23 protein-coding genes are annotated in these 26,475 nt (G+C 64.5%); 10 read left to right on the top strand and 13 right to left on the bottom strand.

Annotated elements, in window-relative coordinates:
- Window positions 1-133 precede the first annotated feature (133 nt).
- The 3 genes from truA to asd all read right to left on the bottom strand — a co-directional run bounded on the left by truA (window position 134) and on the right by asd (window position 4,967).
- Entirely contained in the window at window positions 134-1,057 is a 924-nt protein-coding gene (gene truA / locus HOP58_RS06345; RefSeq protein WP_234259843.1) for a tRNA pseudouridine(38-40) synthase TruA, read from the bottom strand.
- 7 nt (window positions 1,058-1,064) lie between these two features.
- On the bottom strand, window positions 1,065-3,644 hold the full coding sequence (locus HOP58_RS06340; RefSeq protein WP_234259842.1) for a FimV/HubP family polar landmark protein: 2,580 nt from the start codon (window positions 3,642-3,644) through the stop codon (window positions 1,065-1,067).
- Between the two features lie 210 nt (window positions 3,645-3,854).
- Entirely contained in the window at window positions 3,855-4,967 is a 1,113-nt protein-coding gene (gene asd / locus HOP58_RS06335; protein ID WP_234259841.1) for an aspartate-semialdehyde dehydrogenase, read from the bottom strand.
- 355 nt (window positions 4,968-5,322) lie between these two features.
- On the opposite strand from asd, the gene HOP58_RS06330 reads away from it, so the two are divergent.
- Complete coding sequence (locus HOP58_RS06330; RefSeq protein WP_234259840.1) at window positions 5,323-6,561, top strand: nucleotidyltransferase family protein; 1,239 nt, start codon at window positions 5,323-5,325, stop codon at window positions 6,559-6,561.
- Between the two features lie 127 nt (window positions 6,562-6,688).
- A complete protein-coding gene (locus HOP58_RS06325) occupies window positions 6,689-8,404 on the top strand; it encodes an ABC transporter ATP-binding protein (protein ID WP_234259839.1) in 1,716 nt (571 codons plus the stop codon).
- Window positions 8,405-8,447: 43 nt separating this feature from the next.
- Here the strand turns inward: HOP58_RS06325 and HOP58_RS06320 are convergent, their stop codons facing one another.
- The 5 genes from HOP58_RS06320 to leuC form a co-directional block, all read right to left on the bottom strand.
- Window positions 8,448-8,720, bottom strand: coding sequence for a lasso peptide biosynthesis PqqD family chaperone (locus tag HOP58_RS06320; RefSeq protein WP_234259838.1), 273 nt, complete (start codon window positions 8,718-8,720; stop codon window positions 8,448-8,450).
- Between the two features lie 219 nt (window positions 8,721-8,939).
- Complete coding sequence (locus HOP58_RS06315) at window positions 8,940-9,419, bottom strand: lasso peptide biosynthesis B2 protein (protein WP_234259837.1); 480 nt, start codon at window positions 9,417-9,419, stop codon at window positions 8,940-8,942.
- A 119-nt stretch (window positions 9,420-9,538) separates the two neighbouring features.
- A complete protein-coding gene (leuB, locus tag HOP58_RS06310) occupies window positions 9,539-10,618 on the bottom strand; it encodes a 3-isopropylmalate dehydrogenase (RefSeq protein ID WP_234259836.1) in 1,080 nt (359 codons plus the stop codon).
- A gap of 197 nt (window positions 10,619-10,815) precedes the next feature.
- A complete protein-coding gene (leuD, locus tag HOP58_RS06305; protein ID WP_234259835.1) occupies window positions 10,816-11,469 on the bottom strand; it encodes a 3-isopropylmalate dehydratase small subunit in 654 nt (217 codons plus the stop codon).
- 3 nt (window positions 11,470-11,472) lie between these two features.
- Window positions 11,473-12,918 carry a 3-isopropylmalate dehydratase large subunit gene (gene leuC / locus HOP58_RS06300; RefSeq protein ID WP_234259834.1) on the bottom strand — a complete coding sequence of 482 codons (1,446 nt, stop codon included), beginning with the start codon at window positions 12,916-12,918 and terminating at the stop codon, window positions 11,473-11,475.
- Window positions 12,919-13,246: 328 nt separating this feature from the next.
- On the opposite strand from leuC, the gene HOP58_RS06295 reads away from it, so the two are divergent.
- Both HOP58_RS06295 and HOP58_RS06290 read left to right on the top strand, forming a co-directional pair.
- On the top strand, window positions 13,247-14,137 hold the full coding sequence (locus HOP58_RS06295) for a LysR family transcriptional regulator (RefSeq protein WP_234254783.1): 891 nt from the start codon (window positions 13,247-13,249) through the stop codon (window positions 14,135-14,137).
- Between the two features lie 91 nt (window positions 14,138-14,228).
- The gene (locus HOP58_RS06290) at window positions 14,229-15,533 is read left to right on the top strand and encodes a hypothetical protein (RefSeq protein WP_010629040.1); all 1,305 of its coding nucleotides are present in this window, start codon (window positions 14,229-14,231) and stop codon (window positions 15,531-15,533) included.
- Window positions 15,534-15,537: 4 nt separating this feature from the next.
- Here the strand turns inward: HOP58_RS06290 and HOP58_RS06285 are convergent, their stop codons facing one another.
- Window positions 15,538-16,053, bottom strand: coding sequence for a zinc ribbon-containing protein (locus HOP58_RS06285; RefSeq protein ID WP_010629041.1), 516 nt, complete (start codon window positions 16,051-16,053; stop codon window positions 15,538-15,540).
- 206 nt (window positions 16,054-16,259) lie between these two features.
- On the opposite strand from HOP58_RS06285, the gene leuS reads away from it, so the two are divergent.
- The 6 genes from leuS (at window position 16,260) to HOP58_RS06255 (ending at window position 22,477) form a co-directional block, all read left to right on the top strand.
- A complete protein-coding gene (gene leuS / locus HOP58_RS06280) occupies window positions 16,260-18,842 on the top strand; it encodes a leucine--tRNA ligase (RefSeq protein WP_234254784.1) in 2,583 nt (860 codons plus the stop codon).
- A 22-nt stretch (window positions 18,843-18,864) separates the two neighbouring features.
- A complete protein-coding gene (lptE, locus tag HOP58_RS06275; RefSeq protein ID WP_234254785.1) occupies window positions 18,865-19,356 on the top strand; it encodes an LPS assembly lipoprotein LptE in 492 nt (163 codons plus the stop codon).
- A 15-nt stretch (window positions 19,357-19,371) separates the two neighbouring features.
- Entirely contained in the window at window positions 19,372-20,430 is a 1,059-nt protein-coding gene (gene holA, locus HOP58_RS06270) for a DNA polymerase III subunit delta (protein WP_234259833.1), read from the top strand.
- Window positions 20,431-20,656: 226 nt separating this feature from the next.
- Complete coding sequence (locus tag HOP58_RS06265; protein ID WP_010629045.1) at window positions 20,657-21,049, top strand: PA2779 family protein; 393 nt, start codon at window positions 20,657-20,659, stop codon at window positions 21,047-21,049.
- Between the two features lie 14 nt (window positions 21,050-21,063).
- The gene (locus HOP58_RS06260; protein WP_234259832.1) at window positions 21,064-22,020 is read left to right on the top strand and encodes a PA2778 family cysteine peptidase; all 957 of its coding nucleotides are present in this window, start codon (window positions 21,064-21,066) and stop codon (window positions 22,018-22,020) included.
- Between the two features lie 31 nt (window positions 22,021-22,051).
- Window positions 22,052-22,477 carry a DUF488 family protein gene (locus tag HOP58_RS06255; RefSeq protein ID WP_234259831.1) on the top strand — a complete coding sequence of 142 codons (426 nt, stop codon included), beginning with the start codon at window positions 22,052-22,054 and terminating at the stop codon, window positions 22,475-22,477.
- Window positions 22,478-22,610: 133 nt separating this feature from the next.
- Here HOP58_RS06255 and HOP58_RS06250 read toward each other — a convergent pair whose 3' ends face one another.
- The 4 genes from HOP58_RS06250 to HOP58_RS06235 form a co-directional block, all read right to left on the bottom strand.
- Window positions 22,611-23,453: an aldolase/citrate lyase family protein gene (locus HOP58_RS06250; RefSeq protein ID WP_234259830.1), complete on the bottom strand. Its 843-nt coding sequence runs from the start codon at window positions 23,451-23,453 to the stop codon at window positions 22,611-22,613.
- The gene (locus tag HOP58_RS06245; RefSeq protein WP_234259829.1) at window positions 23,450-24,085 is read right to left on the bottom strand and encodes a sugar transferase; all 636 of its coding nucleotides are present in this window, start codon (window positions 24,083-24,085) and stop codon (window positions 23,450-23,452) included. The genes HOP58_RS06250 and HOP58_RS06245 overlap by 4 nt, the downstream gene beginning before the upstream one ends.
- A gap of 102 nt (window positions 24,086-24,187) precedes the next feature.
- A complete protein-coding gene (locus HOP58_RS06240) occupies window positions 24,188-25,306 on the bottom strand; it encodes a hypothetical protein (RefSeq protein ID WP_234259828.1) in 1,119 nt (372 codons plus the stop codon).
- Window positions 25,303-26,475, bottom strand: coding sequence for a glycosyltransferase family 4 protein (locus HOP58_RS06235; RefSeq protein ID WP_234259827.1), 1,173 nt, complete (start codon window positions 26,473-26,475; stop codon window positions 25,303-25,305). The genes HOP58_RS06240 and HOP58_RS06235 overlap by 4 nt, the downstream gene beginning before the upstream one ends.

The raw sequence follows: 26,475 nt of genomic DNA, 5'->3' as shown, positions 1-26,475 counted from the left end.
TAACGTTCCAAGCCACCAGGCGCAACCCGGAGACACAACCGATCACCATTCATTTACAGAATGTAGCAAATAAGCCTGCCATGCCAAGTCGAGCTCGACTTGCCCAAATGTGGCGACCAGGTGCCGTGCCGACTCAATCGGCTACGGACGCTCCCTTTGCCCGGGGTTCACCGCGGCGAAACTCGACCATGGGACAGTCCGGCAGTTCGCGCTCACCCGTCCACTCACCGAGAAAGGCCAGCAGATTGGGCCCCAGCGGCTCCTGTGGCAGCCCCCAGGCGCCGTCGTAGAGCGAGTCGACGAAGTGCAGACCGCAGGCCGGTGCCGTCACGTCGGACAGCGTACGGTCCTTCAGCGCCAGCAGTTCGGCCAGATAGCCTTCCCCCTGCTCACCGCGCCCCACGCTGACCAGCGCGCCTACGATGTTGCGGACCATATGGTGGAGAAAGGCATTGCCCTGCACATCGACGACCACCAGCGGGCCATGACGGCGAACCTCAATGAAATGCAGATGCCGCCAAGGCGTCTTGGATTGACAGCCCGCGGCGCGGAAACTGGAGAAGTCGTGCTCGCCGACCAGCGCCTGAGCCGCGCGATGCATGGCATCGGCTTCGAGCGGGTCGCGACACCAGGTGACGTTGGCGCGCTCCAGCACCGGCCGGCTCATCTGATTGAGAATGAGATAGCGATAGCGGCGTGCCAGCGCCTTGAAGCGGGCGTGGAAATCGTCAGGCACTTCACGAACCCAGTGCACCGCGACATCCCGCGCCAGATTGGCGTTGACACCGAACACCCAGGCCTTCTCGGAACGCGGCGCAGGGGCGTCGAAGTGCACGATCTGGCGGGTGGCGTGCACGCCGGAATCGGTACGCCCGCTGGCATGTACCGTGACCGGTTGGCTCGCCACCTTGCCTAGCGCCCGCTCCAGCTCGGCCTGGACCGAGGGTGCATGCTTGAGCCGCTGCCAGCCACAGTAGGCGCTGCCGTCGTACTCCACCCCCATGGCCAAGCGGCCGCGCAGGGGGTGGCGATCATTGAGAAGTCGAAAAAGGGTCATGCCACCGTCAGAGTCGATAATGAGTGATCAGCGCCTCGACCTCTTCACGCAGGCGAGGCGACTCAGCCCCTTGGGACAGCCTCTGCAGCAGAGGACGAGCACATTCGACCTCACCGCTTTCCAGCAAACGGCGAGCTTCGCTCAGCTCCTCCCATTGGGCGGACTCGCCCAGGGTGGCGCCATTATCCCGCTCCAGCGGCGGGAAGGCCACCTCCTCCACCTCCCACTGCTCCGCCTCGTCGAGCGAAGGCTCCTCACGAGGAGACGGCTCGCTTTCAGAGGCTGACAGCGAGTCGTCAATCGCATCCATCCGAGGAAACTCGATGCTCGGCTGCATCGGTGTCTCAATCCTGGGAGCCGGCTCCGGGTCGAGGCTAGGGGGGCGATAGTCGATGACGTCCCACTCGATGGGCACCGCCTGCTGCGCTGGACGCGCCTGTGGCTCCTCGCTCGGCCCATCGCCGCCCGGCTCATATGCAGCGGCAGCTCCTGCGGTCGCTTCCCGATCCCGGGCAAGCGGCGGGAAAGCGACTTCGTCAGCCGTACCGTCGCCATCAGTCGGCGCTTCACCACCGTCTCGAGAGGGCTCGGCCGCAGGCTCGTCCCCAGCCGTTACCTCTCCAGGCATGCCTTCAATGGGCGTGGCCGCGTGACGGCGCTCGTACGGCTCATCCACCGTCGACTCATCAGTCTCTCGGTCCATACCGGCGCGGTCGCTCTCGGCATGGCGTCTGGCCATCAATCTGGCCGCTTCGGCCAGCAGAGCGGAGTCGCCGGTTTCGGCGAGCACCTGCATCTCTTCCTCGGCAGCCTGCCAGTTCCCCTGCTCCACATGGACGTTGAGCAGTTTGAGGCGCTGGTCGTGGCGCTCGGGATCACGGGCAAGACCGGCCTCGAGCAGCTCCCGGGCCTGATCGTAGCGGCCATAGGCCATGAAGATGTCGGCTTCGCTGATGGCCTCAGCCTGTGGCATCGCTGGGCGCGGCGCCTCCTGTTCTTGCACCTCGGTATCGCCAACGCTCATGCCTGTCGTCAGCGGCGGCATCATGGTGGCAGCCGGACTCGGCGACGGCATCGCGTCGACAGGCGGCACGCCATGTACCATGTTGGGTACGGAGACACTCCCCGTCCCAGCCGCGGTGTGACGTTGACGCCGACGTACCCAGAGCCACAGGCCCAACAGCGCGGCTAGCCCGGCTCCGCCCAGCAGCAGATGACGGTCGATATCAGCGGGATGAACGGCTCCCCACCAGGGCGTCTCTTCGATCTGACCCTCTGGCTGCACGACGACACTGCCGATTCCCGTGCCCGTCTCTGCCCTGCCATCGGCGAGCAGGGCCGCCAGCTGTTCGCGCATCGTCTCGACTTCATCACGCAGCTCTCCGAGCTCCTGCTGCAGGGTGTCGCGCTCGGCCTGCACCTCTTCCAGCGCGGCATGGCTCTCCTGCCAGCGCTGTTCGAGCAGTGCAAGACGCGGCTCGCCCTGCCCCAGCGCTAACTCCCCGCCCCCCAGGACCGACAGCACGTCGGCATCGAGGGCATGGCCGGCCGCATCCGCGCCCTGCAGTGCAGCCTCCGCCGCCAGCTCTTCGTCACTGAGCAGCGTAAGTCGCGGAGTGGCATCGCCAGTATCGCCAGCCGCCGTCGCAGGCATGGCAGTATCGGCCAAAGCCGCTGGTGTCGGCTCGGGTTCGGCCGCAGCGACCCGCTCAACTGCCTCGGTCGCAGCGGTGGCCACCTGTACGCTTTCAGCCACAGTAGCCGACGGCCCAAGGGGAACGCGTGCGGGAGTGCCGCTGCCGCGATTGGCCCAGGCCTGGTTCATCGCCTGAACGATGTGATCGGCCTGGGTACCGGTGCGAGAAGCGATGGCTTCACGTGACGGCACGACGAGGCCATGGCCGGCACGCATGGCATTAATATTACCCGAGGGGAAGACATCCGGATTGGCCTCGACCAGCGCAACCATCATCTGGTTCATGCTGACTCCGCTGTCGGGCCGCAGGCGCCCGGCTACCGACCACAGCGTATCGCCGCTGCCCACCCAGGCGGTGCCTGCCGTCATGGGTTGGTTTGCGAGCGTGGCGGCAGGCCGGGAAACAGGCTCGGCGGCAGGCTGAGCAACTCGCTCCGAGACCTGAGCGACAGGCTGGGAGCGACGGCTCGAACCGCTGACCAGCACCGGCATGCTGTCGTAGCCCGGCGGATCCAGCAGCAGGGTAACCTCACGCAGTTGCGTCCCGCTGGGCCAGTCGAAACGCAGCAGCAGGTCCATCCAGGGTTCGCGTACCGCCCGCTCACTGGCCAGCGTCACCACCCACCGCCCCTGACGCACCTCGACATCGGCGCTCACGCTGGCCGCAAGCGGGGTACGCAACAAGCCTGCTGATTCGAAGTCACGCGAGCCTGCCACGCTGACCCGCAGCCGCTCGGGGTCGAGTCCTGCCGTATCGGTGAGCGGGATCACAGCGCGCAGCGGTGCGTTCAAGGTGGAACGAACATCGACTTCACCGACACCCAGTGCCAGCGCCGGTGGGCTGACGGCCGAAAGCGACAGCAGCATGGCCAGTGACAACTTACGTCTCATCGAATTCCCTTGCGTTGCCCGCTTGCTTACGAAACGCCCGGTTCTTGTAATGCCAACGTTTAGAACATGACGGAATATGTACCATATTTGCGCACTGTCTGCGCCACCCCGGCGGATACGCATGGGAGCCAACTCATCATCGCAGCCTCCCCTCATATACAAACGGGGCACCTCCCTAGGAGATGCCCCGTCCTTGGCACTGCGAATGGATCACTGCTCGCGCAGGATCTTCAGCATCCGCTTGAGCGGCTCGGCCGCGCCCCACAACAACTGATCACCGGCGGTAAACGCCGCGAGATACTCGCCGCCCATGTTCAGCTTGCGCAGACGGCCTACCGGGACGCTCAGAGTACCGGTAACGACCGAGGGCGTCAGTCCGGCGATGGTGGCCTCCTTGTCATTGGGGATCACCTTGACCCACTCGTTGTGCTTGGCGATGCGCTCCTCGATTTCATCTATCGGCACATCTTTCTTCAACTTGATGGTGAAGGCCTGACTGTGAGAACGCATGGCGCCGATGCGCACGCAGATGCCGTCGATGGGCACCGGATTGTCCTGGATACCCAGAATCTTGTTGGTCTCGACGCTGCCTTTCCACTCTTCGCGGCTCTGGCCGTTGTCGAGCTTGGTGTCGATCCAGGGCAGCAGGCTGCCGGCCAGCGGCGCAGTGAAATTATCGATCGGGAAGTCGCCGCCACGCATGGCCTGGGTGACCTTGCGATCGATCTCGAGAATGGCACTGGCGGGATCGTTCAGCTCATCGGCCACGCAATCGCGTAATGCACCCATCTGCAGCAGCAACTCGCGCATGTGCTTGGCGCCGGAGCCTGAGGCGGCCTGATAGGTCATGGAGGTCATCCACTCGATCAGATCGGCCTCGAACAGGCCGCCCAGCCCCATCAGCATCAGGCTGACGGTACAGTTGCCACCAACGAAGGTCTTCGCGCCACGCGCCAACTGGTCGTCGATGACACGACGGTTGACCGGGTCGAGCACGATGGTCGCCTCGTCCTCCATGCGCAGGGTGCTAGCCGCATCGATCCAGTAGCCCTTCCAGCCACTGCCGCGCAGGTCGCCGTAAACCTGTTTGGTGTAGTCGCCGCCCTGGCAGGTGATCACGACATCCAACGCCTTGAGCTCGTCGATGTCGGTGGCATCCTTGAGCGGAGGAACGTCGACGCCGATATCCGGGCCGGGCTTGCCGACCTGGGAGGTGGTGAAGAAGATCGGCTCGATGCCGTCGAAATCACCATCCTCCTGCATGCGCTGCATGAGCACGGAGCCCACCATGCCGCGCCACCCGACGAAACCGACTTTCAACATGTGAAGTCCTCCTGAAGAGAATGAGGCCAATAGTATACATGACCCGGCCCCACCTCGCAGGCGGGCCCGGGCGCCAGAGTCACAGCAATGGAAGTGCCAGCACCGGCTTGCCCATTCCACAGGCGAAAGCGGCATGCATCCCTCGCTGGAAATATCCGCGGTCCTGGCCTTACCGTCCAGCATTTTGAGAGGCTCCGGGCAATGACTGGCGCGCTCCGCGATGCATACGCCTGGCGAAGCTCCCAAAAGTGTAATATTAAGTAACAGAACACCTCTCTCGACGGCCAGCATATCGATTGGCAAGGGTCTGCCCCGACTTGAGCAGCCAAGGACCACCCTCTGGAGGATCGCAACGATGCTTCACGACAGTGTCCGCCCCAGCAAGGCGGGGTTTGCCAAAGCGGCCAGGTCCGGCTCTCCGTCGCCGATGCTACGCTTGCTGTTTCTCCTCGCCAGGCTAGAGCTTTCGCCAGCTCAGGAGCGACAGGCAGTCGCTCTATGTGCCGCCATCGACGACTGGGCCGAGTTGATACGCCTTGCCCAGGACACATACCTGCTGCCTATTGCCTATCGCCATCTGGATCGGCTCGCCCCACCCGCGCTGCCCCCGCACGTCATGGCGCAGCTGCGTGGCGAAAGCCTGATGCTGGTGGCAGACAATCTGAGAGTGGCCGCCGAGCAGAAACGATTGGTGCGCAGTCTTCTCGAGCCCTTGCAAGTCCCGTACCTTTTCTTCAAGGGGCCGGCGCTCGCCGCCCGCTACTATGACGTCCCTGGTCTGCGCTGCTGTGGCGATATCGACTTGCTGATCCCGCGCAACCGACTCGTCGACCTGCTTGCCAGGGCGCTGCAGAGCGGTTACCTGCCCAGCGAGCCACCATGGCTGACCGCAGACAGGACAGCCCTGGAGTTTGCCGTCGACAGGCAACCCATCATCAACATCGTGACGCCGGGGGGTGTCGAAGTCGAAGTGCATTGCCAGCTCGACAAACAGGCAGCGCTCTATGATACGGAAGCTCTCCTTGCGGCTCGCGAGCCACTGCAAGTGGGCGACACCATCCTCCATGTCATGCCGACCCACGAGCTGTTCGTCTACCTTTGTTTGCACAACACACGCCATTACTGGTCGCATCTGCACTGGCTGGTCGATCTGGATGCATTGCAACGCCACCCTGATTTCGACCTGGCCGCCGTACATGCCTGCGCCAGGCAGCGTGGCCTGACCGCCACCGTCGACGCCAGCCTGGAGCTGAGCGAACTGCTCGCCAACCCCGACCTGGACGGTGCGGCCAAGGAGCTCAGCAAGCAGGGCCGTGCTTTGTATCAGGCCTGCCTGGCCACGCTCCAGGGCGGGCTGGAAGCCGAGCTGGCGTTACGTCGCAAACGGCCCGCACCCGAATTTGCCTTCCATTGGCAAACCACCATGCGCTACAGGATCGCGTGTCGCCTGAGACGATGGGTGCAACCCTTTCGTCCCAGCTATTTCGATTATGCCAGCCGCCCTCTCCCACCGAGCTGGCAATGGCTTTACTACGTCACGCATCCCTGCCGCAAGCTGCGCAACCTGATCCTCTCGAAGAGGTCACGCTCATGACTCACGCCCTGGCCAAGCACAAATGGTGAGCCTGCGGAAGCTCCTGGCTCCCGTGGACACCCTGAGAGCCATCCTTCCCCTACTGTGGGTGAGTAGCCGGAAGTGGACGCTGCTGAGCACACTGTTCATGGTGATGGAAGCATGCCTGGGTCTCGCCGTCCTCTATTTGCTCAAGCAGCTGGTGGATGTGGTCACCCAACTTCTCGGCGACGGCACCTCACCGGACAGCTTCGCTCCCGTACTGTGGTATGTCGCCCTGACAGGCATCGCGACGCTTGCCTTTATCGTGGTACGCGCCCTATCGAACCTCGCCAAGGAGATACAATCCCTGCTGGTGGCCGATCATATCGACCAGGAGATACATGCCCGGGCGGTGGCGGCTGATCTCGCCTTCTATGAAAGTCCACGCTACTTCGACACCCTTGAGCGCGCCCGGGAGGCGGGCAACCATCGGCCGGTGCAGGTGGTAAGCAATCTCATGATGCTGGTACGCAACTTCATCATGCTGACGGCCATCGCAGGGTTGATTCTTTCACTCAATTGGCTGCTGGTGCCGGTCCTGGCGGTCGCCATCGTTCCGGCACTGCTGGTGCGGCTACACTTCACCCGGCATCTTTACGACTGGCAGCTCCGCCGTACGCAGATGGAGCGTCGTGCCGGTTATCTCGACTGGCTGATGACCTCCAATTACCACGCCAAGGAGCTGCGCCTCTACCAGTTGGGAGATCATCTGAGAGGCTGCTATGGCAGGCTACGCAGCCAGATTCGACACGAGCGCCTGCAAATCACTCAACGACGCACGCGAATCGAAGTGATCGTGGGGGCCATTGCCACCATCGCCTTCTTCTGCGCCCTGGCCTATCTGGCCTGGCAAACCGCGCAGGGCTACAACAGCGTCGGCGATCTGGTGCTGTTCCTGCTGATATTTCAGCGTGCCCAGTCCATGGGGCAGGATCTGGTTCACCAGCTCTCCAATCTCTATGAAGATCACCTTTTCATGGGTCTGCTACTGGAGTTCCTGGCCATTCGCCCGGTCATCGCCGACCCCGCCGAGCCCGTGCCGATACCCGAGCCGATCCATGAGGGAATTCGCTTTCACGACGTCGGTTTTCACTACCCCGGATGCACCACGCCCGCGCTACGCCATATCGACCTGAGCATCGCCCCAGGGCAGATCGTGGCACTGGTAGGCACCAACGGATCCGGCAAGACGTCACTGATCAAGCTGCTCTGCCGTCTCTACGACCCGACGTCAGGCAAGATAACGCTGGATGGCGTGGACATACGCGACTATGGCCTGGAAGATTATCGCCGCCTGTTCAGCGTGATCTTCCAGGATTATTCCCACTACGCCGACTCGGCGGGAGAAAACATCCGCTTTGGCGATATCCAGGCGCCTCGCGACACCCCAGCCGTGAAATCGGCGGCGCTCAAGGCCGATGCCGACGGCTTCATACAGGGGTTGGCCGCCGGCTACGATACCCCCCTGACCCGTATGTTCGACGACGGTCAGGAGATCAGCATCGGTCAGTGGCAGAAGATCGCCCTGGCGCGAGCTTTCATGCAGCAGTCACGGGTCATCATCCTCGACGAGCCCACCAGCGCGCTGGACCCGGGCGCCGAATTCCAGCTGTTCGAGAATTTTCGCGAGCGCATCGATCATCGGGCCGCTCTCATCATCAGCCATCGGCTTTCGACCGTAAGAATGGCCGATCATATCTACGTGATGGAACAAGGCGTGATATGCGAGAGCGGAACCCATGACGAGCTGATCGAGCGAGGTGGCATCTACTGCCGCCTGTTCAACCAGCAGGCGCACCACTATCGCGAAGTAGGCGCCTGAGCTCATTCCAATCGAGAGGACGGCCAATCGAGAGGACGGCCTGTCAGCCGGTCGTCACCAAGCCTTCGGTCTCGAGCTGCTCCAGAAACTGCAATACGTCATGCTCACAACTTTCGCGCTCCACCGAGAACTCGGCCAGGAGCCGGTCGCAGATATCCGAGACGCTCATCTCGTGCTGAATCAGGCTCCAGATACGCCCGCCCACTGCCTGAGTGCCGTAGTACATACCTCGCTCGGCACTGAACAGCACCACATCGTCATTGACCTGGGATGCAAGCAGCGACGGATGTCGTTTCACTACCGTGTTCATCTGCATGATGGGTGACTCCTTTGATGCGCCGGACACTATGTGAAGAATTGTATCTTCACGCGTCTGCATCAAGACCGGAGGTACCGCCTTTTGGCACTAGGCGAAAGATAGGAGAGTTCTCATATCGGCAGGCTGAGGCCTAACCTGCCAGGGGTACGAAGCGTGCTTCTATCGCTAGGAGGTACGAGCTTATGGAAGGTACGAATTCATGCCTCGCGCAGGCCATCAGCAGGCCTCGCCTTCCCGAGCGGGATAGCAGCGCACGAAACTGGAGAGTGCCACATAGGGCTCGTCCTGTTGGCCCAGAACGACACCGCTGGCGTCCCTCACCCAGGCATGCGCCTTGAAGGTGGGGCGGCGCTCCGCATCCTGTTGGGTCAGGGTACCCAGCACCAGGCAGGAAGAGATTCGCCGCCGGTGCATCATCCACTGCGCCGCCATGGCCAGCATCAGGCAGGTCAGCCTGCCGCCCAGGCGGGCATTGATGGCCCTTACCGACCAGCAGATCTCCAGCGCTCGAGGATCGCGGCCGGCAGTCTTCAGCTCGACTTCACCCGCCGCCTGCTGGCCCAGCCAGCGCGACCAGAAGCGAAACGGCAGGCCACGGACCAGCAGCCACGCCAGGGCCAGCCACAGCGAGCCCTCCAGTAACAGGGCCTTGCGCTGCCAAGGCAAGCGAACAAAACGGCGGAGAGTCTTCACCATGGCGGGTTCCATGCTCGGCGACGTACCTTGTCACAAGCGTAGTCGAGAAACCCAACCCGGCGAACAACCATCCCGGTGAAGCCCCACCGCCGCGTATCAGCGCCGACTGGCGTCGTCCGTCACGCCGCTTCGAAAGCCGCCAGCACCGCATCGCCCATCTCGCGGGTGGAGACGGTACGGGTGCCTTCGGAGGCGATATCCGCGGTGCGCAGGCCGTCGTCCAGCACCTTGCCCACGGCCGTCTCGATGCGGCTTGCGAATTCGGGCTCGCCGAGCGAGTAGCGCAGCATCATCGCCACCGAGAGGATGGTCGCCAGCGGGTTGGCGATGCCTTTGCCGGCGATGTCCGGCGCGCTGCCGTGGCACGGCTCGTACATGCCCTGCCCGCTCTCGTTGAGCGAGGCCGAGGGCAGCATGCCGATGGAGCCGGTGAGCATGGCGGCGGCGTCGGAGAGGATGTCGCCGAACATGTTGCCGGTGACCATCACGTCGAACTGCTTGGGTGCCCGCACCAGTTGCATGGCGGCGTTGTCGACGTACATGTGCGAGAGCTCGACGTCGGGGTACTCGGGTGCCAGCCGCTCCATCACCTCACGCCACAGGATGGTGACCTCGAGCACGTTGGCCTTGTCGACGCTGCACAGGCGCTTGCCGCGCTTCTGCGCCAGCTCGAAGGCGACCCGGCCGATACGCTCGATCTCACTCTCGGAGTAGACGTAGGTGTTGAAACCGACGCGCTGGCCGTCGCGCACCTCGATGCCGCGGGGCTGGCCGAAGTAGATGCCGCCGGTGAGCTCGCGCACGATCATGATGTCGAGGCCAGCCACCAGCTCGGGCTTGAGGCTGGAAGCGCTGGCCAACTGCGGGTAGGTGATGGCCGGGCGCAGATTGGCGAACAGGCCGAGGTTCTTGCGCAGGCCGAGCAGGCCCTTCTCCGGGCGCTTGGAGAGGTCCTCGAGCTTGTCCCACTTGGGTCCGCCCACGGCGCCGAGCAGGATGGCATCGGCGGCCTTGGCCTTGTCCAGGGTCACGGCGGGCAGCGGCTCGCCGTGCTCGTCATAGGCGCTACCACCGACCAGCCCTTCCTCGATCTCGATGTCGAGGCCGTGGGCCTGGCAGGCGGCGAGGATGCGGCTGGCCTCGGCAGTAATCTCGGGGCCGATGCCGTCACCCGGCAGTACCAGAATCTTGCGTGTCATGTGTTTTTCAATCCTTGTGCTTGCCTTTCTCGAGCGATGGCGGCGGGCTGTACGGCGACAGGCCTGCGAGGAGGCGCTGTAAACCCATCCTTGGGCGCTACTTTTGCCATCCATGGCAAAAGACCTCCTCTCCGACCTGTCCCCTACGCCCTTCAATTCACGGTTGGTCAGTCTGCTCCCGGATCAGCCCTGAGCGGTCAGACCGTCGCGGTATCGCGAAACAACCACGGCCGGGCCTGGCGATGCTTCACCTCGAAGGCGCGAATGGCGTCCTCGTCCTGCAGCGTGATGCCGATGTCGTCCAGCCCCTCGAGCAGACAGTGCTTGCGGAAGGCATCGACTTCGAACTCGAGGATCTCCCCCGAGGGGGTGATCACCCGCTGGTTCTCCAGATCCACGTCCAGGCGGTAGCCTTCGCTGGCTTCCACCTCACGGAACAGCCGGTCGATGACATCCTCGGGCAGGGTGATCAGCAGCAGGCCGTTCTTGAAGGCATTGTTGTAGAAGATGTCGGCAAAGCTCGGCGCGATCACCACGCGGAAGCCGAAATCTTCCAGCGCCCAGGGGGCGTGCTCGCGGGAGCTGCCGCAGCCGAAGTTACGCCGTGCCAGCAGCACGCTGGCGCCCTGATAGCGCGACTGGTTGAGCACGAAATCCGGGTTGAGCGGACGCTGGGTGCAGTCCTGCCCGGGCTGCCCCTCGTCGAGGTAGCGCAGCTCATCGAACAGATTGACGCCGAAGCCGGTGCGCTTGATCGACTTCAGGAACTGCTTGGGGATGATCAGGTCGGTGTCGACGTTGGCCCGGTCGAGCGGTGCGACGAGCCCTTCGGTGCGTACGAACTTTCTCATGGCTCAAGCCTCCTCTGCGACAGGCTGTGCGTCGAGACGACGCACGTCGACGAAATGGCCGGCGATGGCGGCGGCGGCGGCCATGGCCGGGCTGACCAGATGGGTGCGCCCGCCGTAGCCCTGGCGGCCCTCGAAGTTGCGGTTCGAGGTGGAGGCACAGTGCTCGCCGGCACCGAGCTTGTCGGCATTCATCGCCAGACACATGGAGCAGCCCGGCTCACGCCACTCGAAGCCCGCCTCGATGAAGATCTTGTCGAGCCCCTCGGCCTCAGCCTGGCGCTTCACCAGGCCGGAGCCCGGCACCACCATGGCCAGCTTGATGGAGTCGGCCACCTTCTTGCCTCGCGCCACCTTGGCCGCCTCGCGCAGGTCTTCGATGCGCGAGTTGGTGCAGGAGCCGATGAAGACTTTGTCGAGCTTGATGTCGGTGATCTTCTGCTTGGGCGCGAGGCCCATGTACTCCAGCGCACGGGTGTAGCCGCGCTTGACCGTGTCGTCACCCTGATCGGCCGGGTCGGGCACTTCGCCGGAGATGCCGGTGACCATCTCGGGGCTGGTGCCCCAACTGACCTGGGGTTCGATCTCGGCGGCGTCCAACGTCACCACCTTGTCGAACTCGGCATCGGAGTCGGAAACCAGGTTGCGCCAGTCAGCCACGGCAGCCTGCCACTGCTCGCCCCGGGGCGCGAAGGGACGCTCGGCGAGATACTCGATGGTGGTGTCGTCCACCGCGATCAGGCCGACCCGGGCGCCGGCCTCGATGGCCATGTTGCACACCGTCATGCGGCCTTCCATGGAGAGGTCGCGGATGGCGCTGCCGGCGAACTCAATGGCATAGCCGGTACCGCCGGCGGTGCCGATCTTGCCGATGATGGCCAGCACCACGTCCTTGGCGGTGACGCCAGTGCCGAGCTTGCCCTCGACACGCACCTGCATGTTCTTCATCTTCTGCGCCAGCAGGCATTGGGTAGCGAGCACGTGCTCCACCTCGGAGGTGCCGATGCCGTGGGCCAGCGCGGCGAAGGCGCCATGGGTAGCGGTGTGGGAGTCGCCGCAGACCACGGTCATGCCCGGCAGGGTGGCGCCCTGCTCCGGCCCTACCACATGGACGATGCCCTGGCGCGGGTCGTTGATCTTGAACTCTTCGATGCCGAACTCGACGCAGTTGTCGTCCAGCGTCTGCACCTGGATCAGCGACACCGGGTCCTTGATGCCGGCGTTGCCCTCGGCACGCTCCTTCACCGTGGTCGGCACGTTGTGGTCCGGCGTGGCCAGGTTGGCGTCGAGACGCCACGGCTTGCGCCCGGCCAGACGCAGCCCCTCGAAGGCCTGCGGCGAGGTCACTTCGTGCAGCAGCTGGCGGTCGATGTAGATCAGTGCGGTGCCGTCGTCGCGCTCCTTCACCAGGTGCTGCGACCACAGCTTGTCGTAAAGCGTCTGGCCTGCCATATCGTTCTCCCGGGCTCTGTGGCCCTTTGCCTGTCCGGTCTAGGTTATCGCCGTGGCGTATCTTGCTGCCTATCCACGCGGCTCTCCGTCGACAGGTCTCGCGGAGGCGCTGTAAACCCATCCCTGGGCGCTACATTTGCCATCCCTGGCAAATGACCTCCGCTATGACCTGTCCCCGGCGCCGCTCACGCTCCAGCAACCGCCAAGCTCTTGGTACTGGTGATTCTCGCTTGGCTCTCTTTGGTGTCATCAAGTCTTGCGCGGCTCGCCCATAAAAGCAATTCATGTTATTTATTCATTGGATTCCATAAAGGAATACAAAAGAGAAATGGATACCCAAAGCCTGCAAGCCTTCCTCGCCGTGGCCGACAGCGGCAGCTTCTCCCGCGCCGCCGAGCAGCTGCACCTGACCCAGCCGGCGGTCTCCAAGCGCATCGCCACTCTGGAAGACCAGATCGGCGCGCGGCTGTTCGATCGCATCGGCCGCCGCGTCACCCTCACCGAGGCGGGCCGGGTACTGCTGCCCCGAGCCCGGCAAATCCTCGTCATGGTGGACGACAGCCGGCGTGCCCTGACCAATCTCGAAGGTCAGGTGGCAGGCAGCCTGACGCTTGCCACCAGTCACCATATCGGCCTGCACCGCCTGCCGCCGCTGCTCAAGGCCTATACAGAGGCCCATCCTGAGGTACGCATGGACCTGCGCTTCCTCGACTCGGAGCTGGCCTATCAGGGGGTGTTGGACGGCGAGCTGGAGATCGCCGTGGTGACCCTGGCGCCGCACCCGGACCCGCAGCTCGTCGTGGTACCCGTGTGGCAGGATCGCATGTGCTTCGTCTGTGCCCACGACCACCCGCTGGCCGGTCATGGGCGGCTTACGCTGCATGAACTGTGCGCCTTCGATGCCGTGCTCCCCGGCCCGCTGACCTTCACCCGCACGCTGATCGAGTCGCGCTTCGCCGCTGCCGGCCTCACCCTGCCCGTGGCGCTGGCCACCAACTATCTCGAAACGCTCAAGATGATGACAGCCATCGGCCTGGGCTGGAGCCTGCTGCCGGAAAGAATGGTGATAGGTGAACTGCACGAACTCGACGTGGAGCATCCGACCATCTACCGCTCCCTGGGCTATCTGGTGCACCGCAGCCGCACGCTCTCCAACGCCGCGCGGGCAATGCTCTCCCTGCTGGAGGAGGCGCGCGACACGGCGAGTCGCGGGGGATAGGAAGATATTGTTAGACTGCTCATAAATCAGAAGATAAGAATCCCGACTCGCCGGAGCCCACGCCATCGTGTCCCCACCCGACTCGTCACCGATGCCCTTGCGCCATGCCCTGGCAGGCGTGCTGATCCTGCTTGGGCTGATGCAGCAGATTCTTGCCTTTACCGGGGTCGTGCTGTTGCCGCATGGAGTCGGCTATGCCCTGTGGCTGGCCACGCTGCTGCTGTGGCGCGACATTCCCCGGCGTACCCGCTGGCAGGCCGGGGCGCTGGCCATCATCGGGCTGGGCTTGCTGATCGTCTCACGCTGGCACTATGGTGCGCAGGTCGCCTGGCCGGCGGTCACCAGCGGCAACACCTACGTGGTGGCGATGCTGGTCGGCGTAAGCTTCATCGGCCTGATCGGAAACCGCAGCGGCTCGTCGCGGCCCCTGGGCCGCCCGATTACCGGCCGCCGAGGTACCCTGGGCACCTGGCTCGGCGTTCACCTGCTCGGCACCATCCTCAATCTGTCGACGGTGTTCATGATCGGCGACCGTCTGGCCCGGCGCGCTGCGCTGACCACACCTCAGCTGCTGGCACTCAATCGCGGCCTCTCCAGTGCCGCACTATGGTCGCCCTTCTTCGCCTCCATGGGCGTGGTGATGACCCTGGCACCGGGCATGGAGTATTCAAGGGTACTGGCCATCGGCCTGCCTCTGGCGCTGATCAGCGGGGCACTCACCACGATCGAGCTGTCGCGCCGTTTCGATCTGGCCGAAGTGGCAGGCTTCTCGCTCTCCCCGCGCAGCCTGTTGATGCCGGTGGCCATGGCCGCTCTAGTGATGCTGTTCCATTTCCAGCTGACGCCTGCGCTCGGCATCGTCAGCATCATCACCTTCCTGCTGCCGGCGGTGGCGCTGGCCAGCAATCTGCCCGCCGGGCCGCGCTGGACCTGGCACCGGGTGCGTCAGCACACCCTCACACGGCTGCCGGCGATGCGCGGCGAGATCGCCCTGTTCCTCTCGGCGGGCTTGCTGACGCTGGGGCTCTCTACCTTGGTGGCCGCCGCCACCGGCAGCGAGTGGCGGCTGTTCGCCCATTTTGGCGCGCTTCAGGCCGTGATCAGCTTTCTGGCCATCGTGCTCAGCGCCGTGGCCGGCCTGCACCCGATCATCGGTGTCTCGGTGCTGGCCTCGATGCTGGATCTGCGCGGCAGCGAACCGACCCTGTTCGCCTTCACGGCGCTGGCCTCCTGGGCCGTGGGCACCTCGGTGGGGCCGCTGTCGGGTATCAACCTGTCGCTGCAGGGGCGCTACGGCGTCAGCGGCTATCGCATGATGCGCCTCAACCTGGGCTACGCCCTGGTGCTCAGCGCGCTGGTGGTGGGGGCCATCATGCTGCTCGATGCCTGGCTCTGACGTCTCACTGCGATACGCGATAGAAGTAGCGATGGCCGCACTGGTGACAGGGCTCGATGCGGGTCACGCCTTCGAGATCGACCACCGCATCGCAGTGCACGCAGGCCATGCGCCCGGGGGCTGCCACCTCGCCCTCGCAGTAATCGGCCCGGGCGGCTTCCAGATCCTCCTTGAGCCGCTCGTTGTCGACGATGCTGCGGTCGGCGATGGAGAACAGCGAATCCACCACCTTGCGCGAGAGCTGGTCGAGATCGATACCCAGCCAGGCGGCTACGCCACGCCCGCCAGCCCGCAGGTAGCGGCGCATGTCGATAAGGTCGCGCTCGACCCAGGCGCGCAGCAGGGCCAGCTCGTCCTTGGTGAACTCCTCGAGTTCGGCCTCGAACTCCACGGCCTCGTCCAGCTCTTGCTGCAGGTTCTCCCAGGTCAGGTCGTCGGCGCCCTCACGCAGCCGTGACAGCATACGCTCGTAGCCTTCGCGCAGCCGATGTTCGCGATGGGAGTCGGGACGTTCGCTCATGGTCATCTCCTCGAACCGGTTTCGGCATGGGCCGGGCATGGCCGGGCATGCCCTACTGGGGTATCCTTGGTTACCATTTAGACGCCATCCCGCCGTCAGTTCAACGTTTTATCGTACGGCTGCCGAGCGGGAATGACGCCGGACAATTTCTGCGCACCCGCACGGCGCGGCCGTGCCCGTACACTCTAAGGTCATTTCGAAAGCCGATGGACGCACAGTACAAGCCCTTTGAAATCGAACGCGACGCCCAGCAGTTCTGGGACCGGAACCAGTGCTTCAAGGCGGTGGAAGACGCCAACCGCGAGAAGTTCTACTGCCTGTCGATGTTCCCCTACCCCAGCGGCAAGCTGCACATGGGGCACGTGCGCAACTACACCATCGGCGACGTGGTCTCGCGCTTCCAGCGTATGCAGGGCAAGAACGTGATGCAGCCCATGGGCTGGGACGCCTTCGGCATGCCGGCCGAGAACGCCGCCATCCAGAACCGGGTGCCGCCGGCCAAGTGGACCTACGACAACATCGATTACATGCGTAACCAGCTCAAGGCGCTGGGTTTCGCCTACGACTGGAGCCGCGAGTTCGCCACCTGCGACACCAGCTACTACCGCTGGGAGCAGTGGTTCTTCGCCAAGCTGGTGGAGAAGGGGCTGGTCTACAAGAAGATGTCCACCGTCAACTGGGATCCGGTGGACCAGACCGTGCTGGCCAACGAGCAGGTCATCGAGGGCCGCGGCTGGCGCTCCGGCGCGCTGGTGGAGCGCAAGGAGATCCCGCTGTGGTTCCTGCGCATCACCGACTACGCCGATGAACTGCTCGCCGACCTCGACAAGATCGAGTGGCCGGAGCAGGTCAAGACCATGCAGCGCAACTGGATCGGCAAGTCGCGCGGCGTGGAGCTCAGCTTTGATATCAAAGCTGCCGACGGTAGCGCGGCCGAGCCGCTGTCGGTCTATACCACTCGTCCCGATACGCTGCTGGGGGTGACCTACGTGGCGGTGGCGGCCGCTCATCCGCTGGCCAAGGCCGCGGCGGAAGGCAACGCCGAGCTGGCCGCTTTCTGCGAGGAGTGCGCCCAGGGCGGTACTTCCGAGGCGGAGCTGGCCACCAAGGAGAAGCGCGGCATGGCCACCGGCCATGTGGCCGTGCACCCGCTCACCGGCCGCGAGGTGCCCGTCTATGTGGCCAACTTCGTGCTGATGGAGTTCGGCACCGGGGCGGTGATGGCCGTTCCCGGCCACGACCAGCGCGACTGGGAGTTCGCCACCAAGTACGGCCTGCCCATCGAGGCGGTCATTGCCGACGAGAGCGGCCAGGCGCCGGATCTCTCGCAAGGCGCCTACGTGGAATATGGCCGGCTGATCAACTCCGGCGAGTTCGACGGCCTCGACTTCGACGCCGCCTTCGAGACCATCGCCGGCAGGCTCGCCGAGCTGGGTCGCGGCGAGGTGAAGACCAACTACCGTCTGCGCGACTGGGGCGTGGCCCGTCAGCGCTACTGGGGCGCGCCGATTCCGGTCAAGTACGGCCCCGAAGGCCAGACCGTGCCGCTCTCCGACGAGGAGCTGCCCGTCGCCCTGCCCATGGAGGTCACCGTCGACGCTTCCGGCTCGCCGCTCAAGCGCATGCCCGAGTTCTATGAGCTGGGCGACGGCTGGGTGCGCGAGACCGATACCTTCGACACCTTCATGGAGTCGTCCTGGTACTTCGCCCGCTTCTGCTGTGCCGACAACCAGGAGGCGATGCTCGACGAGCGTGCCGACTACTGGCTGCCGGTGGATCTCTACATCGGCGGCATCGAGCACGCCATCCTGCACCTGTTATACGCGCGCTTCTTCACCAAGCTGATGCGCGACCTGGGCCTGGTGAAGGTCGACGAGCCGTTCCAGCGTCTGCTCACCCAGGGCATGGTGATCGCCGAGACCTTCTACCGCACGACGCCGAACGGCGGCAAGGAGTGGTTCAACCCCGCCGACGTGGAGGTCAAGCGCGACGACAAGGGTCGCCCGGTCAGTGCGGTGCTGATCAAGGACGGTGAGCCGGTGGAGATGGGCGGCATCGAGAAGATGTCGAAGTCCAAGAACAACGGTGTCGACCCGCAGTCGATGATCGACCGCTTCGGCGCCGACACCGTGCGCCTGTTCATGATGTTCGCCGCACCGCCCGAGCAGTCGCTGGAGTGGTCCGACTCCGGGGTCGAAGGCGCCAGCCGCTTCCTCAAGCGCCTGTGGCGCCTGGTCGTCGAACACCTCGAGGCCGGCGAGCCGGGCAAGCTGGATATCAATGCCCTCAGCGACGCTCAGCGTGAACTGCGGCGCAAGACCCACGAGACGATCAAGAAGGCCAGCGACGACATCGGCCGACGCACCACCTTCAACACCGCCATCGCGGCGGTGATGGAGCTGAGCAACGCGCTCTCGAAGTTCGACGATACGTCCCCCTTGGGTCTGGCCGTGGCTCGTGAAGCCATCGAGGCTTGTGTGCTGCTGCTCGCCCCGATCACGCCCCACGCCTGCCATGCGCTGTGGCGCGAGCTGGGCCATGCGGAACCCGCCATCGACGCTGCCTGGCCGCAGTTGGATGAGTCGGCCCTCGAGCGCGACACCATCGAGCTGGTAGTACAGGTCAACGGCAAGCTGCGCGCCCGTATCGAAGTGGCCGCCGACGCGCCCAAGGATGCCATCGAGACCGAAGCCTTCGCCGCAGAGAACGTCCAGCGCCATACCGAGGGCAAGACGGTACGCAAGGTGATCGTGGTACCGGGCAAGCTGGTCAACATCGTGGTCAGCTGACACGGATCGAATGGGAGCGCTCATGCAGCGACGTGGATTTCTCAACCTGGTCGTGACCGCTGGTGCCAGCCTGGCCCTGGCGGGCTGCGGCTTTCGCCTGCGCGGTTTCGATTCACCGGAGCTGACCATAGACGAGCTTGCCGTCGCCGGCAGCGACAGCGAACTGGCCCGGCTCACGACAGAACGCCTCTCGTCGCTCGGCACACGTGTGCGCGCCAATGCCCCCCTAGTGCTCAATCTGGGGCCAGAGAACTTTGGCGAGCGCCAGCTGAGCGTGCTGGACAGCGGCCCCCAGGAGCGGGAAATGACGCTTGCGGTGCCGTTTTCCGTTCAGCGGCGCAGTGACGGTGCCTATCGCCTTCCCCAGCAGCGCCTGGAGGTATCGACCCGTTTCACCGTCAGTGACGACAACCTGCTGGCCCAGGACGATATACGCGAGGAGGCGCGTCAGGAGCTGCGTCACGAGGCCCTGCGCCGCCTGTTCGATCGCCTGCGCGCGCTGGAAACCCGCTGACATGGCCTCACGCGTATGAAGGTCTTTGCCGACAAGCTGCCGGAGGCGCTGGGCAAGAAACTGCCCCCGGTGGTGATCGTTGCCGGCGAGGAGCCGCTGCAACACATGGAAGCCTGCGACGCCGTACGCAATGCGGCGCGCGCGCACGGCATCGAGGAGCGCGAGGTGCTGCACGTGGAGGGCAACTTCGCCTGGGGCCGGCTGCACGAAGCCGCCGCCAGCCTGTCGCTGTTCGCCTCGAGCAAGCTGATCGAACTGTGCCTGGGCAGCCAAAGCCTAGGCCAGGAAGGCAGCAAGGCGCTGAAGGAGTACGCCGATGCGCCGGGTACCCGCGACAACGTATTGCTCGTGAGCATGGGCAAGCTCGACTTCCGTCAGCAGAAGAGTGCCTGGTTCCAGGCGCTCGACAAGCTGGGGCTGTTCGTGCCGGTGTGGCCGGTCGACGCCTCCCGCCTTGGCTTCTGGCTACGCGACCGCGCCGAGCGTCATGGCCTCTCCCTCGACCTGGATGCCGCGCGTCTGCTCGGTGACCGCACCGAAGGCAATCTGCTCGCGGCGGATCAGGAGCTGCAGAAGCTCGCCCTGCTACTGCCACCCGGCACTCGTGTCGGCCCACCCCAGATCGCCGGCGGCGTGGAGGACAGCGCCCGCTACGATGTCTTCACCCTGGCCGATGCCTGCCTCAAGGGCGAACGCGAGCGCGTCTCGCGTATCGTTCGCGGCCTGCGCGGCGAGGGGATCGAGGCGCCCATCGTGCTGTGGGCCCTGACCCGCGAGCTGCGTACCCTGCTCTCGCTGCACCAACACCTCGATCAGGGCCAGAGCTTCGAGCACGCCTGCAAGGCGCAGAAGCCGGCCATCTTCGATAAACGCCGCCCCGCCTATCAGCAGGCCATTGCGCGCCTACCCAGAAAGCGGCTGCACAAGCTGCTGCTCTTCGCCCAGCGCCTCGACCTCTCGATCAAGGGCGCCGCTCAGCTACCGCTGTGGGAAAGCCTGCACGACCTGGCGCTGACCCTGGCCGGCGGTCGCGGCCTACTGGCCGAAATGCCCTCCTCCTATCGCGTGGGCTGACGGCAATCGTTGGCCGTCGATGCCACCATGGACGGGATTCTTGGGCGCCTCGTGCCCCGCTGCGGCCACATTCTTCAGGTAGTCGCGAAATGTAATGCAAGGGCATGAAATTGCATGCGCTTTTTGCTTATACTTATTAAGCATCGCTGGAGCACAACAACACGACTGCGCCCGATTAGCGTGGATCATTCAAGAGCCGGAAGCCCAAGAAGAAGGAACACTGAACATGAAAACACTCCGCCGCTTTCTCAGCCCGCTGTTGATTCTGGCCCTGGTGCTCGGCAGCGTCTCCGTCTCGGCCGCCCCGCTGCCCACCAGCGAACTCATCTCGACTCAGGCCGCCCTTTCCGCCGAGCGTGCCGATGCCGACCGCGAGCGTATCAATGAGATCCTGTCCCGCGCCGAGGTGCAGGAGCAGCTCATCGCCCAGGGCGTGGACCTGGCCGAAGTCGACGCTCGTGTGGCCGCGCTCTCCGACGAAGAAGCGCATCAAATGGCAGAACAGCTCGAGCAGCTGCCGGCAGGCGCCGGTGTCGTCGGCGCCCTTCTGGTCGTCTTCATCGTACTGCTGGTTACCGACATCCTGGGTCTGACCAACGTCTTCCCCTTCACCCGCTGAGGACGAACGTCACCATGCAAGGCCGTATCGATCGGCCCCTCCGGAACGCCCGCCTTGCGGGCGTTCTGCTGTTGGGGCTACTGCTGTTGACCGGCTGTGCCGCCACGCCGCGCCTGGCCGAGAGCACTGCCCAGACCCTGCCTCGCCAGGCCTGGGTGGAAGACGTGCCCTTCCACGCCCAGCGCGAGTACCAGTGCGGCCCCGCCGCGCTGGCCATGGTGCTAAATCACGATGGCGTGGACGTGCCCATGGAGACACTCATCCCGCAGGTGTTCATCCCCGGCCGTGAAGGCAGCGTGCAGCCCGAGATGCTGGCCACCGTCAGGCGTCATGGACGCATTCCCTTCGTGCTCAACGACTCGTTCGACGCCCTGCTGACCGAGATCGACGCCGGTCATCCCGTGGTCGTGCTGCAGAATCTCTCACTTCCTGCCTGGCCGATGTGGCATTACGCCGTGGCCATCGGCTACGATCTGGATGCCAGGGAGCTGACTCTGCACAGTGGCGAAGAGGCGGAGCGTATCGAGTCGTTTCGTCGCTTCGATGCCACCTGGGCTCGCAGCGATCGCTGGGCGTTCGTGGCCCTGAAGCCCGGCGAACTGCCAAGCGGTATCGGCGAGCAGCGAGCCCTGCAGGCCATCGCAGCGTTCGAGCAGGTCCAGAATGCCGAAGCCACGCTGCCTGCCTGGGCGGCCTTCGTCGAGCGCTTCCCTAACTCCGGCATGGGTTACTTCGCTCTGGGCAATGCCCGGCATGCCACAGGGGATCTCGAAGGGGCCGGCGAAGCCTTTCGTTCCGCGGTGGCGCAGCGAGGCGACCTGGGCGTGGCATGGCTCAATCTGGGCCTGACACTTCAGGCCCAGGGCGACACCGGTGGAGCTCGCCAGGCATTGGAGCGCGCCGCCGCCCTGCCTGGTCATTGGCAGGCCCACGCCACGGCTGCTCTGGAAAGGTTGTCATCGGGTGACTAGGTGAGAAACCAACAGCACAAAGGGAGACGGTGTGAGCTACGAGATCGTACTCAAACGAATCTACAGTCCGAGCGAACCCACCGACGGTGCCCGGGTCCTGGTCGACCGCCTGTGGCCCCGCGGCAAGCGCCGCGAGAGCCTCAACCTGACGGACTGGTATCGCGGCGCCTCGCCGTCGACGCTGTTGCGGCGCCAGCTGCATGAGGGCGAGATCACCCCGGCCGTCTTCACGGTACGCTATCGCGGCGAGCTGCGAGACCATCCCGAGTGCCTCGTCCCGCTCATGCGCTATGCGCGCCAGGGGAAATTGACCCTGCTTTCGGCGGCTCGCAACCTGGAGGACTCCTACCTACCCCTCTTGCAGCAGGCCGTGCTGGAAGCGCTGCAGCACGAGGACATCGACGATCTCGAGCTCACCTCACCGCCCTGTTATCGCCCCCAGCTCGGGGAAGAGTAGCAGCGCACCATCACCGCCTCCTGAAAACGAAAGCGCCTGACGGTCTAGCCGTCAGGCGCTTTTGCACAGCCCTCTCGCCTCTCCTGCCTGCGCTACACCCTCGGCTCATGACCTGGGATTCACGGCAAGGACTTCAGGCCACTCTGGGCTGTTGGTATTGAGCGTTGACCGCCGCCGCGCGCAGCGCCAGGCTTGCCTGGTTGGCGGCCAGCTCGTTCGGCGCGGTCATGGCGAGTTGCTGATAGCAGCGCTGCATGGCGTTGAGTTCGTTCGCCAGATCCAGGCGCGTCAGCAAAGCCGGCAGCGTTTCCGCTCCACCGTGGAAGGCTCGGGACAGAATGACCCACTCCGACCCGAGGCGTACGTGCTCACTGAGAATCCACTCGGCGGGAACGAGTCCCTGACCGATGCAGCCGACCCCGCCGATACCGAACGGAACGCCTGCCTCACGGCAGAAGGAGGCGGGCCCATCGAGCATACGACCGCCAAGCAGCTCGAAGAGAAAGTCGAGCCGCATGTCGATACACAGATCGTTGAGCCCGAAGTGCACCCGGTCTTCCACCTCGAGCAGGGGCAAGATCAGTGGTAGACGCGTCAGGCTTGCCGCCGTTTCCACCAGCAGGGTGACCGGCACACGACCCGCCACGGCCCGCTTGAAGGCGTCCACCTCGGCCACATGCCTGAACATGGGCAGCATCAGCCGCTGGGCGCCTGCATCGATGGCGGCATCGACCTCGGCCGACGTGCCCTCCCAGGGGGGATTGATCCTCACCATCAGCTCGGCCTTGGTGAGCACTGCCGCAATACGCGCGACATCGGCATAGGTATGCGCACTCTTGTGCGTGTCCAGGTGTCCCTGTCGCTCCGCCTTGCCGCGCGTTTCCATGTCGATGAAAAGCGTATCGACGCCGCTCTCCTGCGCATACAGGGCAATATCCGGCACTACGGTGATCAGCATGGTATGCAAGCGTTTCACTTCGATTCCCCCACGTCGTGCCGGCCCCGCCCATTGCGGTATTGGCGCCAGTTCTGCTCGGTACTGCCGTAGATGTCTTTGAGAGTCAGCACGACATAGACCGTGGCCAGCATGAGGCGAAGGTCCCGTCCAATGCTGACACGCTCGGCATACCGGGAGTCGAGTTCCAGTTGCTGGAGCCAGCCGAGACTGCGCCGCCCACGCACCTGCGCCAGCCCCGTCAACCCGGGCCGCACCGAGAAGCGATTCAGATATCGCACCGGCACGGCCTCGACCTGCTCGATCAATACGGGGCGGGGGCCCACCAAGCTCATGTCACCCTTGAGCACGTTCAGCAGCTGAGGCAGCTCATCGAGGCTGGTGGCGCGCAGCAGGCGTCCTATACGGGTGATGCGCGCGTGCCCCGAGTCGATGACTCCTTCAACTAGAGGGTCGATCTCGTTGGTGGGTCGATCCTGCATGGTGCGAAATTTGTAGATGTCGAACGGCACCAGGTGACGGCCCACCCGGCGCTGCACGAAAAGCGCTCCTCCGGGAGAGTCGTATCGGATCAGCAAGGCGATCAGCAGCATCAGCGGCGCCAGCAACAGCAGCGCCAGTACGGCGAGGACGACGTCGAGAGTGCGTTTCATGGTAGCCACGACCTCCTATCTGCGGAGTTGGCCAGTCGCAAGGGCTTGCTGCAGTGCACATGACGCTGGCTGCACATTGGCAAAGAGAAATGGAGACGAGCGTCAGGGCAGCGTCGAAGCCGCCCTCAGCGAGAGGTGCGTGCCAGCCCCTTCACCGGTCGCCATACGCCCGGCGAGGGCAAGGTCATCGATGTACCAACGGTGAGCGGCCAGGTAGTAGCGCTTCAGTATCTCTTCCGGGTCGGCATTCACCGCGATCACGATGGGCGCCCCGAAGAGAGAGGACGTCAAGCGGGAGAGCCGACGACTGTCTGACACGATGGCAGCCTGACCGTAGACCCCTGCCATCAGCAGTCGACCCAGCCGCTTCCAGACCGCGGATCCCGCTTCGATCCGTTGTGTCCGCACGCCGATAACGGACAGCACCTGCTCGATGCGATGAGCCAGCATCGCCGCTTCAGGCCCGGCAAGGTAGAACATGACCGGCGCCACGGGCCGCTTCAGCGGTACGCGAGACCGCCGCCCCAGAACGAACCGTCGGCGCCGACGCAGCACGAGCGAGATGCCGCCCTGTGCAAGTGAGGCGCGAGCCGCCGCCAGCAGAAATGCAACGCGCTGCAACCGCGAGATGCGTCGTCCTGATAGTGTGGCCGGCAGGCTGCCCTGCAAGGCACTTCCAAGACTTTCGCCGATATCGGCTAGCCAAAGGCGACGCTGCTGTTCGGGCGCCTGATGCCACTGAAGAGAGGCTTCGGCCAGCCGACTCGGCTCCACCCGCTTGCCTCTCATCAGCTTGCGCAGCAGTAGATCGGAAACCGCCGCCACTCCGATGAGCATCGGGCCATGCGGGCCCGAACGAACGGCGATCAGTTCCTCGCGACAGGTCAGCGCCCCACCCACCTTGAGGTCACCGTAAGTGATATCGATGAGCTGATGGCCGAATCGCGCGGGCATGACCAGCACCAGGTGTCGCAGCCAGCGCGGATCCGACTCAAGCGACACCGTGCCCGCGGCCAAGGGAGACAAGGCGTGGAGAAAGCGCGAAATGTCCGCGCTGTGAACCCAGAGGTCGAGATCCTTGACGGTAGCGCTGGCAAGCCAGGCCGCCAACCCGCCCTTGCCCCCGCGCAAGGCCCAGCGAACCCCCGTGGGTACGGTGCTTTGCAGATACTCGAGCAGAGCGGGTTTGACCCTTCCAGGTGTATCAGTGAAGTGGTTCATGCCAGGTCTCCCAGTGGCTGCCCCAGATTGGCGATGGGCATCTCCTCGAGCATTTGCCGATTGACGAAGTCAGTGGTGAAACGCTCGAGCACCATTGCCCTACCCGCCCGTCCCATCCGCCCGATGAGCCCCGGATCGCTGATGAATGCCTGCATACGCTCTGCCAGCGCAGCCGCATCGCAGGGGGGAATCAGCCAGCCGTTGACCCCCTCGTCGACGGTTTCACGACAGCCCGGCGAATCGCAGGTGATCACCGGCCTGCCGGTGCTCATGGCTTCCAGCAGGCTGCGCGGAATGCCCTCGCGATAGTACGAGGGCAACACCATCACCGATGCCGCCTGGAGATGGCCGCGGACATCGCGCACCCTGCCGGGCAGCGTGACGATGCCTTCCTCGCGCCATGCCGCCACTTCCCCCGCCCCGACCCCGTTGACCGTGCTCTCGTCGGTATCGCCCAGCGCGACGAATTCCACCCCGCCTTGTTGGCGGGCCACTTGCCTCGCCGCGCTGACGAACTCACGAATGCCCTTTTCCTGCAGGAAGCGACCCATGAACAGAAAGCGGACCGGTGTCACGGGCGGCTCGCTGAAAGGGTACTCATCGGGATCCACGCCGGAACCGTTGACCACGACGCTGCGAGTGAAGCGGCGAAAGAGTGCGAGCTGCTGCAGCTCGTCGCGGTCATCGGGGTTCTGGAAGAAGAACGCCCGGCTCAGGCCACCCGACAGGGCGTAGCAGCCGTTGACCAGACTACGGATCAGGCGGGTACGGCGGTCGTGCCGCCCATAGAGATAGCCAAGCCCGGTCGCCAGACAGTAGGTTTCCGCAACCCCCGCCAACCTGGCGGCCGGGATGCCGAGCACTATCGGCTTGACGGAGTAGGCAAAGACGGCGCGGGGCGCGATCTGGCGAATCAGGCGGCGCAGCGCCAGGAACCGGGAGATCTCCCCGCCAACGCCCATGCTGTGCCGCTCGAGCGGATACTGCCAGGTGGCGACCCCCAGCCCATGGACTTCCCGCAGGAACTCTTCGTCCGGCACCAAGGCGCCGACGCTCAGGCCTCGCTCCTGCAAGGCGCGGATGAAGGATCCCCGGTTGACGGCCAGCGAGCGTGTGTTCGCGGCAATGAACAGAACGTCCAGGCCGTTGCAGTCACTGGCTTTTTCCAT

The organism is Halomonas sp. MCCC 1A11062 (assembly GCF_021404355.1).
Classification (GTDB): Bacteria; Pseudomonadota; Gammaproteobacteria; order Pseudomonadales; family Halomonadaceae; genus Halomonas; species Halomonas aerodenitrificans.
This window is presented reverse-complemented; position numbering and strand designations above follow the sequence as displayed.

Bases quoted from the DNA above. Each gene is read 5' to 3' on its own strand.
- truA (WP_234259843.1), bottom strand. From the start codon at position 1,057: ATGACCCTTTTTCGACTTCTCAATGATCGCCACCCCCTGCGCGGCCGC.
- asd (WP_234259841.1), bottom strand. From the start codon at position 4,967: ATGTTGAAAGTCGGTTTCGTCGGGTGGCGCGGCATGGTGGGCTCCGTG.
- HOP58_RS06285 (WP_010629041.1), bottom strand. From the start codon at position 16,053: ATGAGCGAACGTCCCGACTCCCATCGCGAACATCGGCTGCGCGAAGGC.
- HOP58_RS06245 (WP_234259829.1), bottom strand. From the start codon at position 24,085: ATGAAACGCACTCTCGACGTCGTCCTCGCCGTACTGGCGCTGCTGTTG.
- HOP58_RS06340 (WP_234259842.1), bottom strand. From the start codon at position 3,644: ATGAGACGTAAGTTGTCACTGGCCATGCTGCTGTCGCTTTCGGCCGTC.
- HOP58_RS06325 (WP_234259839.1), top strand. From the start codon at position 6,689: ATGGTGATGGAAGCATGCCTGGGTCTCGCCGTCCTCTATTTGCTCAAG.
- HOP58_RS06290 (WP_010629040.1), top strand. From the start codon at position 14,229: ATGCCCTTGCGCCATGCCCTGGCAGGCGTGCTGATCCTGCTTGGGCTG.
- HOP58_RS06330 (WP_234259840.1), top strand. From the start codon at position 5,323: ATGCTTCACGACAGTGTCCGCCCCAGCAAGGCGGGGTTTGCCAAAGCG.
- holA (WP_234259833.1), top strand. From the start codon at position 19,372: ATGAAGGTCTTTGCCGACAAGCTGCCGGAGGCGCTGGGCAAGAAACTG.
- HOP58_RS06295 (WP_234254783.1), top strand. From the start codon at position 13,247: ATGGATACCCAAAGCCTGCAAGCCTTCCTCGCCGTGGCCGACAGCGGC.
- HOP58_RS06240 (WP_234259828.1), bottom strand. From the start codon at position 25,306: ATGAACCACTTCACTGATACACCTGGAAGGGTCAAACCCGCTCTGCTC.
- HOP58_RS06260 (WP_234259832.1), top strand. From the start codon at position 21,064: ATGCAAGGCCGTATCGATCGGCCCCTCCGGAACGCCCGCCTTGCGGGC.
- leuB (WP_234259836.1), bottom strand. From the start codon at position 10,618: ATGACACGCAAGATTCTGGTACTGCCGGGTGACGGCATCGGCCCCGAG.
- HOP58_RS06235 (WP_234259827.1), bottom strand. From the start codon at position 26,475: ATGGAAAAAGCCAGTGACTGCAACGGCCTGGACGTTCTGTTCATTGCC.
- HOP58_RS06265 (WP_010629045.1), top strand. From the start codon at position 20,657: ATGAAAACACTCCGCCGCTTTCTCAGCCCGCTGTTGATTCTGGCCCTG.
- HOP58_RS06315 (WP_234259837.1), bottom strand. From the start codon at position 9,419: ATGGTGAAGACTCTCCGCCGTTTTGTTCGCTTGCCTTGGCAGCGCAAG.
- HOP58_RS06320 (WP_234259838.1), bottom strand. From the start codon at position 8,720: ATGCAGATGAACACGGTAGTGAAACGACATCCGTCGCTGCTTGCATCC.
- leuS (WP_234254784.1), top strand. From the start codon at position 16,260: ATGGACGCACAGTACAAGCCCTTTGAAATCGAACGCGACGCCCAGCAG.
- leuC (WP_234259834.1), bottom strand. From the start codon at position 12,918: ATGGCAGGCCAGACGCTTTACGACAAGCTGTGGTCGCAGCACCTGGTG.
- lptE (WP_234254785.1), top strand. From the start codon at position 18,865: ATGCAGCGACGTGGATTTCTCAACCTGGTCGTGACCGCTGGTGCCAGC.
- leuD (WP_234259835.1), bottom strand. From the start codon at position 11,469: ATGAGAAAGTTCGTACGCACCGAAGGGCTCGTCGCACCGCTCGACCGG.